At 68.2% G+C, this 16,218-nt stretch carries 16 protein-coding genes; 8 read left to right on the forward strand and 8 right to left on the reverse strand.

From position 1 onward, the window contains the following. Positions 1 to 4: 4 nt before the first annotated feature. The 3 genes from CUR96_RS15455 to CUR96_RS15465 all read right to left on the reverse strand — a co-directional run bounded on the left by CUR96_RS15455 (position 5) and on the right by CUR96_RS15465 (position 2,166). The gene (locus CUR96_RS15455) at positions 5 to 1,123 is read right to left on the reverse strand and encodes a YgfZ/GcvT domain-containing protein (protein WP_245861355.1); all 1,119 of its coding nucleotides are present in this window, start codon (positions 1,121 to 1,123) and stop codon (positions 5 to 7) included. Between the two features lies 1 nt (position 1,124). Then, complete coding sequence (locus CUR96_RS15460) at positions 1,125 to 1,727, reverse strand: FABP family protein (protein ID WP_102194229.1); 603 nt, start codon at positions 1,725 to 1,727, stop codon at positions 1,125 to 1,127. Between the two features lie 148 nt (positions 1,728 to 1,875). After that, positions 1,876 to 2,166, reverse strand: a complete 291-nt coding sequence (locus tag CUR96_RS15465; protein ID WP_102194230.1) for a hypothetical protein — start codon at positions 2,164 to 2,166, stop codon at positions 1,876 to 1,878. 73 nt (positions 2,167 to 2,239) lie between these two features. On the opposite strand from CUR96_RS15465, the gene CUR96_RS15470 reads away from it, so the two are divergent. The 7 genes from CUR96_RS15470 (at position 2,240) to pstB (ending at position 10,378) form a co-directional block, all read left to right on the forward strand. Continuing rightward, positions 2,240 to 2,923 (forward strand): response regulator transcription factor, encoded by a 684-nt coding sequence (locus tag CUR96_RS15470; RefSeq protein ID WP_180969063.1) that lies wholly within the window; start codon positions 2,240 to 2,242, stop codon positions 2,921 to 2,923. A gap of 52 nt (positions 2,924 to 2,975) precedes the next feature. Then, the gene (locus CUR96_RS15475; protein ID WP_102194232.1) at positions 2,976 to 5,141 is read left to right on the forward strand and encodes an RNA degradosome polyphosphate kinase; all 2,166 of its coding nucleotides are present in this window, start codon (positions 2,976 to 2,978) and stop codon (positions 5,139 to 5,141) included. After that, positions 5,138 to 6,133, forward strand: a complete 996-nt coding sequence (locus tag CUR96_RS15480; RefSeq protein WP_102194233.1) for an NUDIX hydrolase — start codon at positions 5,138 to 5,140, stop codon at positions 6,131 to 6,133. The genes CUR96_RS15475 and CUR96_RS15480 overlap by 4 nt, the downstream gene beginning before the upstream one ends. A gap of 154 nt (positions 6,134 to 6,287) precedes the next feature. After that, positions 6,288 to 7,391, forward strand: a complete 1,104-nt coding sequence (locus CUR96_RS15485) for a phosphate ABC transporter substrate-binding protein PstS (RefSeq protein ID WP_102194234.1) — start codon at positions 6,288 to 6,290, stop codon at positions 7,389 to 7,391. A 114-nt stretch (positions 7,392 to 7,505) separates the two neighbouring features. Then, the gene (gene pstC / locus CUR96_RS15490) at positions 7,506 to 8,483 is read left to right on the forward strand and encodes a phosphate ABC transporter permease subunit PstC (protein ID WP_102194235.1); all 978 of its coding nucleotides are present in this window, start codon (positions 7,506 to 7,508) and stop codon (positions 8,481 to 8,483) included. 1 nt (position 8,484) lies between these two features. Then, positions 8,485 to 9,567 (forward strand): phosphate ABC transporter permease PstA, encoded by a 1,083-nt coding sequence (gene pstA / locus CUR96_RS15495; RefSeq protein ID WP_102194236.1) that lies wholly within the window; start codon positions 8,485 to 8,487, stop codon positions 9,565 to 9,567. Between the two features lie 31 nt (positions 9,568 to 9,598). Then, positions 9,599 to 10,378: a phosphate ABC transporter ATP-binding protein PstB gene (gene pstB / locus CUR96_RS15500; RefSeq protein ID WP_102194237.1), complete on the forward strand. Its 780-nt coding sequence runs from the start codon at positions 9,599 to 9,601 to the stop codon at positions 10,376 to 10,378. A 63-nt stretch (positions 10,379 to 10,441) separates the two neighbouring features. On the opposite strand, the gene CUR96_RS15505 is transcribed toward pstB, so the two are convergent. The 5 genes from CUR96_RS15505 to sigK form a co-directional block, all read right to left on the reverse strand. Further along, complete coding sequence (locus CUR96_RS15505) at positions 10,442 to 12,139, reverse strand: long-chain-fatty-acid--CoA ligase (protein ID WP_102194238.1); 1,698 nt, start codon at positions 12,137 to 12,139, stop codon at positions 10,442 to 10,444. A 53-nt stretch (positions 12,140 to 12,192) separates the two neighbouring features. Beyond that, positions 12,193 to 13,077 carry an aminodeoxychorismate lyase gene (locus tag CUR96_RS15510; RefSeq protein ID WP_102194239.1) on the reverse strand — a complete coding sequence of 295 codons (885 nt, stop codon included), beginning with the start codon at positions 13,075 to 13,077 and terminating at the stop codon, positions 12,193 to 12,195. A 156-nt stretch (positions 13,078 to 13,233) separates the two neighbouring features. Then, positions 13,234 to 13,863, reverse strand: a complete 630-nt coding sequence (locus tag CUR96_RS15515; RefSeq protein WP_102194240.1) for a DNA-directed RNA polymerase subunit beta — start codon at positions 13,861 to 13,863, stop codon at positions 13,234 to 13,236. A 28-nt stretch (positions 13,864 to 13,891) separates the two neighbouring features. Further along, entirely contained in the window at positions 13,892 to 14,632 is a 741-nt protein-coding gene (locus CUR96_RS15520; protein WP_102194241.1) for an anti-sigma factor, read from the reverse strand. After that, positions 14,629 to 15,216: an ECF RNA polymerase sigma factor SigK gene (gene sigK, locus CUR96_RS15525; protein WP_102194246.1), complete on the reverse strand. Its 588-nt coding sequence runs from the start codon at positions 15,214 to 15,216 to the stop codon at positions 14,629 to 14,631. The genes CUR96_RS15520 and sigK overlap by 4 nt, the downstream gene beginning before the upstream one ends. 209 nt (positions 15,217 to 15,425) lie before the next feature. Between sigK and CUR96_RS15530 the strand changes: the two genes are divergently transcribed. Beyond that, a complete protein-coding gene (locus CUR96_RS15530; protein WP_102194242.1) occupies positions 15,426 to 16,088 on the forward strand; it encodes a fasciclin domain-containing protein in 663 nt (220 codons plus the stop codon). The last annotated feature ends 130 nt before the right edge of the window (positions 16,089 to 16,218 follow it).

Below are 16,218 nucleotides of genomic sequence, written 5' to 3' on the forward strand. Positions count from 1 at the left end.
CGGCTCAGTTGTCGCGGGGATCCGGTGCCGACGGGCGACGAGAGAGCCGGGTGAGCCGCGGGATGTCCGCCGTGGCTCCGGCATCCGCCGGAACGATGACCTGCTGTGCAGCGGCGACGTCGATCCCTTCTGCGCGGACGACGAGGTCGCCGACCGGAGCGCGCCGGGAGAGGATGGCGAGGGCGATCGGGCCCTCCTCGTGATGGCGGGCGGAGGAAGTGATGTGTCCGACCTCGTCGTCACCGGCGAACACCGGCGAACCGGGCTCAGGGAGCACGTCGTCGCTGCCGTCCAGGTGCAGCGCGGCCAGCCGTCGCGGCGGGTGCCCGAGATTGTGCACCTTGGCGACCGTCTCCTGCCCGCGGTAGCAGCCCTTGTTCAGGTGCACGGCGCTTCGGATCCAGTCCGACTCGTGCGGAAGGGAGCGCTCGTCGACCTCGGCGGCCCAGCGCGGTCGCCAGGCGGCGACCCGCAGCGCCTCGGCCGCGAGCATGCCGGCCGCGTCGTCACGCCCGAGGGTGGCGGCGAGAGCCTCGGCGGCCTCCGCCTCGAGGATCGCGACCCGCCAGCCCAGTGCGGCTCCCGGGTGCTCCGCGATCTCGGCGTACTGGTGCCCGCCGGCGCGAACATGCTGCCAGGGATCGGACCATACCAGCGGAGCGCCGTACGGAGCGAAGGCTGCCGCCGTGGCCGTGGCGGCGGCCGTTCCGCCGTCGACGAAGCCGAGCAGCACGAGGTCCGAGCGTACGGCGACCGTGACCTGCGAGCGGAAGACCATGCGTGAGAGCCAGGCCCCCAGCGGCTCCGCATCTGCGGCGTCGGCGATGAGCCAGGTCGATGTGCCGTCGTCGAGTACCCCTGCGGCATGCTCGACGCGGCCCAGCGGGTCCAGGACGAGCAGTTCCGTGCTCTCTCCGGGAGCCAGCCGCGCCACGGACTGGGAGGTGATCGAGTCCAGCCAGGTGAGACGCTCCGGCCCCGAGACCTCGAGGACGACGCGATCTCCGAGCGGCGCGGCCGCTGTGCCTCCGACGAGCCGGCGCTGCTCGCGGATCGGATCGCCGAAGTGCGCGAATCCTCCGTCGCCGGCGACGGCACCCGCGATGTCCGCGAAACCCGCCACGTCAGACCTTCGCCAGCCGCGCGGACGCATGCGAACCGAGACTCGTGCCGAGAGCCGCGACATCCCAGGCCCACAGCAGGTGCCCGTCCACGAGCCCGTACATGCGCGAGGCAGCCGCGTACTCCTTGGCGCCCGCGCCGCGCACGATCGCGTCGGAGGCGATGTCGATTCGCGGTCCGTTGATCTCGCCGAAGTACAGCTCGAGCGTGCCGTCGGCGTGCGCCAGCGACACCTCGATGGGAAAGCCGCCGCCGTCGCTGCGCAGTTCTTCCACATCATCGACGGTGCGCGTGGTGACCGGCGCGAGGGGCGGCAGGAGGGCGGGGCCGGCATCGGCGTCCGTCGCCGCACGGGACAGCCGCCAGAAGCCGACCTCGGCGATCAGCTGGACCGGGTCGGAGTCGTCGTCGGCGGTGAACGTCGCTGTGCCGGAATAGTTCAGGAAGGGGCCGCCGTCATGGCTGAAGCTCACACGGTGAGCGAACTCGCCCTGAAGACGGCGCTCCCCGACCGTGTAGTCGATGACGCCCGAGCCCTCCCAGACGCCGAGAAGCCAGGAAAGGGGGACGATGTCAGCCGGAAGATCGGTGGGGAGGTCGAGCACGACGATCCGCTCAGCGCTGGCCGCGGAAGAGATTCAGCAGCACGACACCGGACACGAAGACGATCGCGAGGCTCGCCAGCCCCAGCAGGCCGATGAAGAAGAGTTCGAGCGCCAGGAGATCCATGTCTCCCACATTACCCCCACCCGGTCAGGAGGGGATGAGCGCGGCGAGACCGAACCCGACCGAGATCAGCCCCATCAGCAGCAGCGCCCCGGTCACGCTGCCGGCGACCCGGAAGATGAACCCCTGCGTGCGGCCGTACCAGAGCTGCACGGCGAAGGAGAGCAGCACGACACCGCCGAAAGCGACGAGCATCCACGGCACCCGCCACTCCTCCGGCACGAAGATGCCGACCGCGACGGTCGCGATGAAGGCGGCCGCCCACACGCCGATCACGCCGATGAACGCGTTGCGGGGGGCGAGTGCCGGTTCGGACATGGCTCCATTGTTGCGCATCCGGTGCCGGTATCATGGCCCCACGGCGTCGACCGTCGTCTCGGAAGGATTGTGCGTGGCCCTGCTGCTGGTTCTGACCAATGCTCCGGATTCGGAGGAGGTCCTCCCCGCGCTCGAACTGCTCAGCCATCGGGTGCGACAGATCCCCGCCGAACCCGCGCGGCTCATCAACGCGCCCGAGTACGACATCGTCATCGTCGACGGCAGGCAGGACCTCGCGGCGGCGAAGTCGCTGTGCCGTCTGCTCCGGGCCACCGGCCAGGACTCCCCCCTGCTCCTCGTCGTCACCGAGGGCGGCATGAGCGCCGTCTCGGGTGAGTGGGGAATCGACGACGTGCTGCTCTCGACCGCCGGCCCAGCCGAGACCGACGCCCGCATCCGCCTCGCCCTCGCGCGACGCGACGATGCCGCCGCTCCCACCCGCGTGCAGGCGTCCGGCATCACCATCGACGAGCAGTCGTATTCGGCGAAGCTGCACGGCAAGCCGCTGGATCTCACCTACAAGGAGTTCCAGCTGCTGCACTTCCTGGCCACGCACCCGTCACGGGTGTTCACGCGGGAGCAGCTGCTCAGCGAGGTGTGGGGATACGACTACTTCGGCGGCACCCGCACGGTCGATGTGCACGTGCGGCGTCTGCGGGCGAAACTCGGCGACCAGGAGCAGATCATCGGAACCGTGCGGAACGTCGGCTACCGCTTCAACGTGTACGACGACGAGTCGCTCGCCGCGGCGCGGTGACGAAGCGTCTCCGTTCACGCGCGCGTCACCTCACGGTGCTTAGATGTACCCCATGATCGATCCCGCACTCGCCGACGCCGGCCTCGGTGACGCTGAAGACGACGACTTCGACGCCGTCGAGTCTCCGGACGCACTGCTCCCGGACCACCGCTACCTGGATCGCGAGATCAGCTGGCTCGCGTTCAACAAGCGCGTCCTGGAACTGGCGGAGGACCCCTCCCTTCCCGAGCTGGAGCGGGCGAATTTCCTCGCGATCTTCGCGAGCAATCTCGACGAGTTCTTCATGGTGCGCGTCGCGGGCCTCAAGCGCCGCATCATGACCGGCCTGGCGGTGCCGACCAACATCGGCCGCTCCCCCGCCGATGCCCTCGCGGACATCTCCCGCGAGGCGCATGCGCTGCAGCTCCGCCATGCGGACGCCTGGACTTCTCAGGTCCGCCCCGCTCTGGCGGATGCCGGAATCGAGATCACCGAGTGGTCCGAACTCACCGATGACGAGCGCGCACGCCTCTCGGAGTACTTCCAGCTGCAGGTCTTCCCCGTCCTGATGCCGCTGGCCGTCGACCCGGCGCACCCGTTCCCGTACATCTCCGGTCTCTCGCTGAACCTCGCCATCCGCATCCGCAACGCCCGCACCGGACGGCAGGAGTTCGCGCGCCTCAAGGTGCCGCCCATGCTGCCCCGTTTCGTCGAGGTGCCCGGTGCCGGAGAGATCCAGCGCTTCCTGCGCCTGGAGGAGCTCATCGCCAACCACCTCGGCGACCTCTTCCCCGGCATGGAGGTGCTCGATCACCATGCGTTCCGCCTCACGCGCAACGAGGACATGGAGATCGAGGAGGACGAGAGCGAGAACCTGATCCAGGCCCTAGAGGCCGAGCTGCTGCGGCGCCGTTTCGGTCCGCCCATCCGCCTCGAGATCACCGACGACATGGATGACGTCACGATGGGCCTGCTGGTCAGGGAGCTCGACATCACCGATCTCGAGGTGTACCGCCTTCCCGGCCCGCTCGACCTGCGCGGCCTGTTCGACCTCGGGCGCATCAAGCGCCCCGACCTGCGGTTCCCGCCGCACCTGCCGACAACGGCCGTGGCATTCCAGCCGGCGGGTTCGAGCAGTCGCTCCGACATCTTCAAGGCGATCCGCAAGGCCGACGTGCTCGTCCACCACCCGTACGAATCGTTCACCACGAGCGTCGTCGCGTTCCTGGAGCAGGCGGCCCGCGACCCGCATGTCCTCGCCATCAAGCAGACGCTGTACCGCACGTCCGGCGACAGCCCGATCGTCCAGGCGCTCATCGACGCGGCCGAGGCCGGCAAGCAGGTTCTCGCCCTGGTCGAGGTCAAAGCCCGATTCGACGAGGCGAACAACATCGTCTGGGCTCGCAAGCTGGAGAAGGCCGGCGTGCACGTCGTGTACGGTCTGGTCGGACTGAAGACGCACTGCAAGCTCGCTCTGGTCATCCGCGAGGAGGACGGGACGCTGCAGCACTATTCGCACGTCGGCACCGGCAACTACAACCCGAAGACCAGCCGCATCTACGAGGACTTCGGCCTGTTCACCGCCGACGCGCAGGTCGGCAAGGATCTCACCCGCCTGTTCAACGAGCTCAGCGGCTACGCGATCGAGAAGAAGTTCAAGCGGCTTCTCGTCGCTCCGCTGCACCTGCGCAAGGGGCTCGTCCGGCAGATCGACAACGAGCGCAAGAACGCCGAAGCGGGAAAGCCGGCGCACATCCGCATCAAGGTGAACTCGATGGTCGATGAGGAGATCATCGACGCGCTCTACCGTGCGAGTGCGGCCGGCGTGAAGGTCGATGTGTGGGTGCGCGGCATCTGCAGCCTCCGGGTCGATCTCGACGGCATCAGCGACAACATCACCGTGCGCAGCATCCTGGGCCGCTACCTGGAGCACTCCCGCATCTTCGCCTTCGAGAACAACGGCGACCCGCAGGTGTACATCGGCAGCGCCGACATGATGCACCGCAACCTCGACCGTCGCGTCGAGGCCCTGGTGAAGGTCACCGACCCCTCGCATCTCAAGGAGCTGCTGACGTTCTTCGACCTCGCGCTCGACCCCGGCACGATCTCCTGGCACCTCGGAGCCGACGGCGCGTGGGAGCGCCACGCCGTGGATGCGAACGGCGATCCGCTGATCGACCTGCAGGATCAGACGATGGGGTTGATCCAGAAGCGACGCCGCGCCCGGTCGGTGCGATGACCGCTCGCCAGGCGCAGGAGACCGAGCACTCGCAGAGCCTGGCGCGCCGGAAGGCCGTGGAGAAGGCCGTCTACGCAGCCGGCGCGGTCGTCTGGCGCATCGTCGACGGCAAGCTGCGCATCCTGCTCATCCACCGCACGAAGTACCGCGATGTCACCCTGCCGAAGGGAAAAGTCGACCCGGGTGAGATGCTCGCCGAGACCGCGGTGCGCGAGGTGCACGAGGAGACCGGTATCCGTGTCTCGCTGGGTGTCCCCGTCGGCGTCAGCCGCTACCACCTGCCCTCGACGAAGCAGAAGGTCGTGCACTACTGGGCCGCGGAGGCCACCGAGGACGCCATCCGCGCCTCGACCTTCGTCCCCAACCGCGAGATCGCGGCGATCGAATGGGCCAGCATGAAGAAGGCGCGTGCGCGCCTGAGCTATCCGGTCGACCTCGAGATCCTGGACTTCTTCGAGCACCTCGTCGACGACGGCGTGCTGTACACCTTCCCCATCATCGCGCTGCGGCACGCGAAGGCGCTCTCGCGGGCGGAATGGGACGGGGCGGATGCTGCGCGTCCCCTCAGCGAGCGCGGACGCCAGCAGGCGAGGTCGATCGTCGGGCCGCTCCGCGCCTTCGGCGCGCGCAAGATCGTGACCAGCGACGCCACCCGTTGCGTCGAGACGGTGAAGCCGCTCGCGAGATCCCTCGAGCGCAAGACCGTGCAGACGGAGTTGCTCAGCCAGGATGCCTGGGAGGACGGCACGGCCGATCTCCGCTCGATCGTCGGTAAGCGCGTGCGGTCCGGAAAGCCCGCGGTCCTATGCAGTCACGGCCCGGTCCTGCCGGGCATGCTGGCCGAGATATCCCTCGCCACCGGAACGATCCAGGGCTCCTACCTCTCCAGCGCCGCCGATCTCGAGCCGGCCGCATTCTCCGTCGTGCATCTATCCGCGACGAACCCGGGGTCCGGGATCATCGCGATCGAGACGCACATCCCGAAGGTCTGAATCTCCCTTCTCCCGGCCTGAGGCCACCCCAGAGGGTTGCCGGTCGTTCACCTCCCGTTCACCTGTGCGGGAGAGTCTCGTTAACCGCCGCGTCTAGCGTCACTGTGTGCCCTGCACCGGGCCTCTACCTCATCCACGATCGAACGGATCCACAGTGAAGATCTCCCGAATCGCACGTATCGGCGCCATCGGCGCCGTCGCCGCTCTCGCGCTCGCCGGCTGTGCCGCGAACGAAGGCGGCACCGGCGGCACCGCCGAGGAGCCCACCGAGTCCACCCTCTCCGGCACCATCGACGCCACAGGCGCATCCTCGCAGGCCTCCGCACAGGAAGCGTGGGTCGCCGAGTTCCAGACCGCGAACCCGAACGTCACGGTCAACTACGAGCCCACCGGATCGGGCACGGGACGTGAGAACTTCCTCGAGGGCGGCAGCAACTTCATCGGCTCCGACCGCGCGTTCAACGACGACGAGGTCGCCGCCGGCGGTTTCGGCGCCTGCACCAGCGACGCCATCGTCGAGGTCCCGCTCTACATCTCGCCGGTCGCCGTCGCGTTCAACCTCGAAGGCATCGACACGCTGAACCTCGACGCCAAGACGATCGCGGGCATTTTCGCCGGCACCATCACGAAGTGGAACGACGGCGCCATCGCGACGCTGAACCCGGACGCGAAGCTCCCCGACCTGGCGATCTCGCCGGTCCACCGCTCCGACCCCTCCGGCACGCAGGAGACCTTCACCAAGTACCTCCAGGCCACCGCGCCCGACGTGTGGACGCACGAGCCCGCTGACGTCTGGCCGATCGAAGGCGGCGAAGCCGCTCAGGGCACCTCGGGTGTCGTCCAGGCCATCACCGCCGGCAACGGCGCGATCGGCTTCGCCGACGCCTCGCAGGTCGGCGACCTCGGCCAGGTCCACGTCGGCGTCGGCGAAGAGTTCGTCGCGTACTCCGCCGAGGCGGCATCGAAGCTCGTCGAGAACTCGCCCCTGGTCGAAGGCCGCGGCGACGGCGACCTCGTCTTCGACGTCGACCCGGCCTCGGCCAGCGACGGCGCCTACCCCATCGCCCTGGTCAGCTACCTGATCGGATGCGAGGAGTACGAGGACACCAACGTCGCAGCACTCGTGAAGGCGTACTTCCAGTACATCGCGAGCGCTGAGGGACAGGACGCCGCTTCGGAGAACGCCGGCAGCGCGCCGATCTCCGACGGTCTCCGCGAGCAGGTCCTCGCCGCGATCGATCTCATCAAGGTCAGCTGATCCAGCCTTGACGGCTGAGCGCTGACCTCGTCGCCCCCGCGTCCGAACAGGGCGCGGGGGCCTCGATGAGTCAGCACCCCGATCCACCCCGATTCCGCCCGAAACAGGGAGACCATGAGCACGATCGCGCAGGCACCGACTCCGGCGCCGACACAGGCGCCGCCCGCCCCGATCAAGGCCAAGCAGCGACTCGGCGACCGGGTCTTCTCCGGCACCGCGCTCGGAGCGGGGACCATCATCCTCGTCGTCCTCGCCGCGGTGGCCGCCTTCCTCCTCATCCAGAGCCTCCCGGCGTTCCAGCTGGACACGAGCGACAACCACATCCTCAAGGGTGAGTCGTTCTGGGTCTACGTCTGGCCGCTCGTCTTCGGCACCCTCTGGGCCTCGTTCATCGCACTGCTGATCGCTGCCCCGATCGCCATCGGCATCGCCCTGTTCATCTCGCACTACGCCCACCGCCGCCTCGCCTCGATCCTCGGCTACATCATCGACCTTCTCGCGGCCGTCCCGTCCGTGGTCTTCGGCCTCTGGGGCGGCCTCGTGCTCGCCCCGCTGCTCCAGCCGGTATACGCATGGCTGAGCACCCACGCCTCCTGGGTGCCGTTCTTCGGCGGCCAGGTCTCCTCGACCGGCAAGACGATCCTCACCGCGGCCCTCGTGCTCGCGGTGATGTGCATCCCGATCATGACGGCGATCTGCCGCGAGGTGTTCCTGCAGACTCCGAAGCTCCACGAGGAGGCCGCCCTCGCGCTGGGGGCGACACGCTGGGAGATGGTGCGGATGGCCGTCCTCCCGTTCGCCCGAGGCGGCATGGTCTCCGCCGCGATGCTGGCCCTCGGCCGCGCACTCGGCGAGACGATGGCCGTGACCATGGTGCTCTCGCCCTCGGCCGTCGTCAGTTTCCTGGTGCTGACCGCCACGAACCCGACTCCCATCCCGGCGAACATCGCCCTGGCCTTCCCCGAAGCCCACGGCACCGGCGTGAACACCCTGATCGCGACCGGCCTCATCCTCTTCGTCGTGACCTTCGTGGTCAACGCGTTGGCGCGCTGGATCGTCGCACGCCGCGCCGAGTTCTCGGGAGCGAACTGACATGACCGTCCTCACCGCACCCGCCCCCGCGGCGACTCTCACTTCCGGCAAACTGCCGAAGTGGGCTCCGTGGGCCCTCCTCGCCGCATCCTTCGTGATCTCCTTCGCCGTGTTCGGCGTGGCGGCGATCGGAGCGGATCTCGCCGACTTCAACATCACCGGGGCCGCTGTCGTCGGCATCCTGCTCTACATGGTCCTGATCACGGTGATCTCCTCGATCGCCGAGAGCCGGCGCAAAGCCGTCGACAGGCTGATGACGGCACTCGTCGCCACCGCCTTCCTCATCGCGCTGCTGCCACTGGTATCACTGCTGTGGACCGTCGTCGCGAACGGGATCCAGCGCTTCGACGCCGAGTTCTTCAGCTTCTCGATGCGCAACGTCGTCGGCGACGGCGGCGGAATCGTGCACGCGATCTGGGGCACCCTCCTGATCACCCTCACGGCGACGGTCATCTCGGTGCCCGTGGGCCTGATGACGTCGATCTACCTGGTCGAGTACGGTCGGGGCAAGATCGCGAAGGCGATCACCTTCCTCGTGGACGTGATGACCGGAATCCCGTCGATCGTGGCCGGACTGTTCATCTACGCGGTGTTCGCCCTGCTCGTCCGCCCCGGCATCTCGATGGGCATGATGGGCGCGCTCGCCCTCGCTGTGCTGATGACGCCGGTCGTGGTCCGCGGAAGCGAGGAGCTTCTGAAGATCGTCCCCAACGAGTTGCGCGAGGCGTCGTATGCGCTGGGCGTGCCGAAATGGCTGACGATCCTCAAGGTCGTGCTGCCCACGTCGATCGCCGGCATCACGACCTCGGTCATGCTCGCCATCTCCCGCGTCATCGGCGAAACCGCACCTCTGCTGCTGACGGCCGGGTTCACGCAGAGCCTGAACACGAACATCTTCAACGGCCAGATGATGACCCTGCCGGTGTTCGCGTACAACCAGTACATGAACCAGGGCACCAACCCCGAGGCATCCCTCGATCGGGCCTGGGCCGCCGCCCTCACCCTGATCCTCATCGTCATGGTGCTGAACCTGCTCGCGCGCCTCATCGCGAAGTGGTTCTCCCCGAAGACCAACGGCCGCTGAGCCTCCCGACTCCATCCGTAAGGAAACAGAAGTGTCCAAGAGCATCGAAGTCAACGACCTCAACGTCTACTACAGCGACTTCCTCGCCGTGGAGGGCGTCTCCCTCGAGATCCAGCCGCGCAGCGTGACGGCCTTCATCGGTCCGTCCGGCTGCGGCAAGTCCACCTTCCTGCGCACGCTGAACCGCATGCACGAGGTCATCCCGGGCGCGCGCGTCAAGGGCGAGGTGCTGCTCGACGGCAAGGACCTGTACGGGCCCGGAGTCGACCCGGTGCTCGTGCGGCGTCAGGTCGGCATGGTCTTCCAGCGTCCGAACCCGTTCCCGACGATGTCGATCAAGGAGAACGTGCTCGCGGGTGTCAAGCTGAACAACGCCCGCATGTCCAAGAGCGATCAGGACGCACTCGTCGAGAAGTCGCTGATCGGTGCGAACCTGTGGAACGAGGTCAAGGACCGGCTCGACAAGCCCGGCTCCGGCCTGTCCGGCGGCCAGCAGCAGCGGCTCTGCATCGCCCGCGCGATCGCCGTCTCGCCCGAGGTGCTCCTGATGGACGAGCCGTGCTCCGCGCTCGACCCGATCTCCACCTACGCGATCGAGGAGCTGATCGGCGAGCTGAAGAACGAGTTCACGATCGTCATCGTCACGCACAACATGCAGCAGGCTTCACGCGTGTCCGACAAGACGGCCTTCTTCAACATCGCCGGCACCGGCAAGCCCGGCAAGCTCATCGAGTTCGACGACACCAAGGCGATCTTCACGACCCCGTCCGTGCAGGCCACCGAGGACTACGTCTCAGGTCGCTTCGGATAAGCAGGAACGCAGCGACGAGGTGGGGCGATCCATGCGGATCGCCCCACCTCGCTGCATGTGCGGCTATGCCGAGAGCATCCGCTCCCGCACCTCGCGCCGGAGAACCTTCCCGATCAGGGAGCGCGGCAGGTCATCGACAGCAGTGATGCGCTTGGGCACCTTGTAGGGAGTGAGCCGCGTCCGGCAGAAGTCCCGCAGGGCCCCCGCATCGAGTTCCGCGCCATCGCGGAGCACCACCGCCGCAGCGACATCCTCACCGCCGCTGGATCGCGGAAGGCCGATGACAGCGGCGGCGACCACGTCCGGATGTGCTTCCAGAGCGTCCTCGACCTCGCTGGGCGACACGTTGAAGCCGCCGGTGATGATGAGTTCCTTGAGCCGGTCGACGATGGTGACGAAGCCGTCCGCTGAGACCTCGGCGATGTCTCCCGTTCGCAACCAGCCGCCCGCGAGCAGCGTTGCGGCCGTGTCACCGGGGCGGCCCCAGTAACCCTGGAACACCTGCGGCCCGCGGATGAGCAACTCGCCTCGCTCACCGGCGGGCATATCGGCGGAGGGATCGGCAGGGTCGACGACCCGGATCTCCGTGCTCGGGAACGGCACCCCGACCGTGCCGGGGCGCCGGGTCCTGCCTATCGGGTTCCCGATCGCGACCGGCGAGCTCTCGGTCATCCCGTAGCCGTCCACGAGCAGTCCTCCTGTGGCCTCCTCCCAGCGCTCCACCGTCGCGACCGGCAGACTCATCGCACCCGAGATCGCGAACCGGACGGTCGTGAGGTCAAGCGTCCCGCGCGACGCCGCGCGGGCGAGCTGATCGTAGATCGGCGGCACGGCGGGGAGGAACGTGGGCGGACTCGTGCGCGTCGCGTCGGTCACCAGGTCGAGATCGAAAGCCGGGAACAGGACGAGCTTCGCGCCGATGCTCATCGCGAAGGTGAGGCAGAGCGTCATCCCGTAGGCGTGGAACAGCGGCAGCACCGCGTAGAAGGTCTCCTCGCCGTCGACCAATCCGGGCACCCAGGCGCGGCCCTGCATCGCATTGGCACGCAGGTTCGAGTGCGTGAGGATCGCACCCTTGGGGTCTCCGGTCGTGCCGCTCGTGTACTGCAGCAGAGCGGTGTCGCCGAGCACGGGACCGGGCGTTCGGCGGGAGAGCCGGCGATGATCGAGCAGCTTCTTCCAGGTCAGCGGATTGCGCGCCTTCGGCGTGCCCGTCAGCCTCCCTCTCGATGCGCGAGCCTTGGGCAGGGGCAGGCGCAGTGCCAGACGCTTGCCGAAGGGCAGCGCTGCGGTGATGTCGACGCTCACGATGCGGTCGAGCGTGAGATCTGCGGGGAAGCCGGCGACCGTGTCGAAGACCTTGTCCCATACGATCGCGAAGCGGGCGCCGTGATCCTCGAACTGATGCCGCAGCTCTCGTGCCGTGTAGAGCGGGTTGTGCTCGACCACGATCGCGCCGAGCCGCAGCGCTGCATAGAACGCCACGACGTGCTGAGGGCAGTTGGGCAGCACGAGCGCCACCCGATCCCCTTTCTCGACTCCGAGACGCCGGAGGCCCTCGGCCGCGCGCTCGATCTGCTCCCCGAGCTGGTGGTAGGTCGTGACCGCACCGAAGAACTCGAGAGCCGGTCGTCGCCCGTACGCCTTGACGCTCGCGAACATCATCTCCGGGAGTGTCTGCGTCGGCTCCGCGATATCGGCGGGGACTCCCTCCGCGTAGGAACTGAGCCATGGCCGGGATTCGTGCGGGTTGACGGGCATCTTCCCATCCTGCCGCGAACGACGCTCTTTGTCAGACGCGCGGCGAGGTCCGCCTAGTCGCGCGGCGAGAGGAGGTACTCGTTGAGCTCCGCCGTGAGGGCGTGATCCACCGGCAGCGGCGCGCCGTCGACGGCGGTGATCGGAGCGGCGAGCCGCACGCTCGACACCAGCCAGGCGGCGTCCGCTCGAGGCAGGTCGGACGCCTGCACCTGGGCGTATCCGACGTCGAAGCCTCGTGCGGCGAGGTGCTCGTAGACGCTGAGCTGCGTGGTGCCGTGCAGGATGCCTCCATTCGGCGCCGGGGTCACGAAGCGGTCGCCGAAGCGGAGGATGAGCGATGCGGTCGGCGCTTCGAGCACGAATCCGTCGCTGGAGAGGAAGATCGCATCATCGGCGCCGCGACGATGCGCCTCGCGCAAAGCGGCCATGTTCACCGCGTAGGAGAGTGTCTTCGCGCCCAGCAGCAGCCACGGCGCGCGCTCCGCGGCGCGCAGGTCGTAGCCGCGGTCGAGCGTGACGACGCTGATCCCCTGCTCGCGCGCCGCTGTGAAGTCGGATGCCGGCGCGGCCGTCACCCATGCCGTGGGTGTCGGGCCGTGCTCGACGCCGCGACTGAGGATGAGCTTGATGACCGATTCTCCGGCCGGGCACTGAGCCGCCGCTCGATCCACCGCCTCGCGCCACTGGGCGAGATGGGGAACGGGCAGGTCGCACAGCTGCGCCGAGTGGGCCAGGCGCTCCAGATGCGGCACCACCTCCTGCGCGTGGGCATCGATCACGCCGATCGACTCGAAGACGCCGTCTCCGCGCTGGGTGCTGAGTTCACCGACGCTGAGGGCCGGGGCTGCCGCATCCACCACCGTGAACGTGTCGCCGAAATCGGCCCGTTCCTCATCGGCGGCGACGGGATCGATCATCAGAGCGAAGCGCCAGTTCATGAGAATGAGCCTAGAGGTCGGGAATACCCGCCGCGGTATCGCGTTACAATTATTCGGCCGGGCCGCATAACCCCGGGCTCCAATTTTTGCCGCTTTGAGCGGCCTTCCGCCGAGAGGCGTTCTTGCGGCCCGGTCCTTCTTGTTTCAGCGTCGGCTTCACGCCAGCGCGCCGGACCGCCACAGGACGGCCGACGCCGCCAGATCCTGCGCGTAGCTGCTCAGCCTCAGCGCCCGCGTCGTGAGTTCACTCGCCCTCGCCGGCTCGGTCGACTCATAGTCGTCCGCCGTGTGCGTTGCACCGGATGCCTGCACCCGGCAGAACGCGGCGGCGCGGTCGAGCGCCACTGCGAAGTCGCCGCGGAACGCGCCGCGAAGGATCGTGTCGATGAGCGCGACGAGCTCGTCCGGGTTCGCCGGAACCGGGGCGCCCGCGATCACCGCATCCGCCGACAGCAGCTCGACGCGTCCGCGTTCGTAGAGCAGTGCCGCCGTCTGCGGGTCGCCGTGGATCGCGAGCTGGAGGAGATACAGCCGCCAGAGCGCGCCGGGAAGAGTGCGCGACGGCGCCTTCGACCAGAGCTCGGCGATCTCGTCGATGCCGTGCTCCGCCGTGAACGCCACCAGCCGCTCGGCGCTCACACCGCTCTCGTCGGCGCGAACGCGGGTGAGCAGAGCGGATGCGGTGGCGTGAGCCACCCTCGTCTCCTCGGCCGGGTCGTGGGTGCCGATGAGGTTGTCAAAGGCGCTGGTCGGACGACGCACGGGTCGGGAGTGCTGCTCGGGCATCGAACAAGGCTACCCGTGATGCACGGCGTCAGGCCGTCGGGATCACGATCACCGGATCGCTGGTCGGCTGTCCGGTCGGCGAACCGCCGGCCGGTTCGACGGTCACCGCGATGACGTCGCCCGCATGCATCTCGCCCTGCAGCGCCGCCGTCGCATCGCCGCTCTCGACGGCGAAGACGCCGGCGGAGACCGGCTTCTCTCCTCGGACGAACCAGAGCTCGTACGTCTCGTCGTTGCTCGTCGACTCGATGCCGTCGGTCACGAGCACGGCTGATCCCAGCGATGCCGACCAGTACGCCGTGGCCGTGCCCCCGGATTCGAGCTCGACGCTGGCGTGCTCGGCATCGTCGGCGGACCGGATCTGCTCGAGGGCGACGACCGCCGCTGGGCGGTTCAGCAGACCGTTGATGGCGACCGCACCGATCCCGACTCCCACCAGCAGCGCCAGGCACGCGGCGAGCGCGAGCATCGAGCGGCTCCAGCGACGCCCGAGCTGCGGCTTCTCCGCGGTCTCGGTCGGGTTCACCACAGACACCGCGCCTTGCGGAGTGTCCGCGATCTGTGCCAGCAACGATGCCCGGATGTGGTCCGGCGGCGTGGACGCGGGAGCGGCCTCGGCAAGGCTCGCGGCCGCCTCGGCATCCGCCTCGGCGATTCCCCCCCACTCGGGGTGAGCGACCAGAGCCTCGCGGAACCGCTTCTCGTCGTGAGGAGACAGCGCGTCGAAGGCGGCACCGGCCGCGAGCTCAGCGAACTCGTTCTCGTTCATGCCGTCACCCCCATCGCAGTACGGAGACGGGTGAGCCCGTCTCGCATCCGAGTCTTGATCGTTCCCAGCGGTGCTCCGATGAGCACCGATATCTCGTTCTGACTGTAGCCACCGAAATAGGCGAGGACGAGCGCTTCGCGTTGCGCCTCGGGGAGGCCGCCGAGCGCTGCCACCACCTTCTCGCCGTCCATCCCCAGCTCCACCTGCTCGGCCACGCTGTCATGGGCGACGCCGATATCGCGCAGCCCTGCTCGCACGTCGCGGTCGGCACTGGACTGCGATGCTCGCACCCGGTCGACGGCCCGACGATGTGCGATCGTCATCACCCACGTTCTTCCCTGTCCCTTGTTCGGAGCGAACCGGGATGCGGATTGCCAGATCTCGAGGAAGACCTCCTGCAGCACCTCTTCGCTCTGCGCGCGGTTCACGAGCACGCGGCGGATCAGGCCGAAGACGCGTGGAGAGAGCGTGTCGTACAGTTCGGCGAAGGCTCGCTGGTCGCCGTCGGCGGTGCGCAGGAGGAGCTCGGCGACAGCGTCGCCCGCCGTTCCGTCCTCCGGCACGTCCATTCCGTCGATGACCATCTCCCCCAGCATGCCGTACTTCCCCGCGATCGCGTGCGTGCGTCACCCGAATGTGAAGGAGTAGACCTCGAGGCGCTCGCGGGTGCTGAAGACACGGATGCACGGTGGATCTCAGGAAATCGAAGATTCCTCCCATCCGATCCGGGGCGGGCTCCGAACAGATGTCGACGCCACGGAGATGCCGTGGCTCGATCTCCGGAGGTAGAGAGATGTTCAGCACCAAGAAGAAGATCACCGCAGCTCTGTCGCTCGGCTTCGCCAGCGTTCTCGTGCTGTCGGGCTGTGCCATGGGCAACGACCCCGCCGATGAGTCGGCCGAGCCGAAGGCTCCGGAGACCTCGGAGGAGTCCGATGCTCCCGAGACGATGGACCCGGCAGCGAACCTCGTCGGTCCCGGCTGCGCCGCATACGCCGAAGCGGTTCCGGACGGCGCCGGCTCCGTGCAGGGCATGTCCCAGGACCCGGTCGCAGTCGCGGCATCCAACAACCCGCTGCTGAAGACGCTGGTCGCCGCGGTGAGCGGACAGCTCAACCCGGATGTGAACCTGGTCGACACTCTGAACGGCGACGAGTTCACCGTCTTCGCACCGGTCGACGAGGCCTTCGCGAAGATCGACCCCGCCACCATCGAGGCGCTCAAGACCGACAGCGCCACGCTGTCGTCGATCCTCACGTACCACGTCGTCCCGGGCCAGATCGAGCCGGCCGACATCGCCGGCACGCACACCACGGTTCAGGGTGCAGACCTCGAGGTCACCGGCAGCGGCGACGACTGGATGGTCAACGACGCCATGGTGATCTGCGGTGGAGTGCAGACCGCGAACGCCACCGTGTACCTGATCGACACGGTGCTGATGCCGCCCGCTCAGTAGCAGCGGGTCCGCCGAGTGGGGATTCTCGGCGACTGATCCTCGTGCGGATCGGGGGATCCGCGCCAGGATCGGACGTGGCCGCCGACGACATGTGTCGTCGGCGGCCACGTCTGTGGGCCCTGGATGAAGT

The organism is Microbacterium aurantiacum, assembly GCF_002872075.1.
GTDB lineage: Bacteria > Actinomycetota > Actinomycetes > Actinomycetales > Microbacteriaceae > Microbacterium > Microbacterium aurantiacum_A.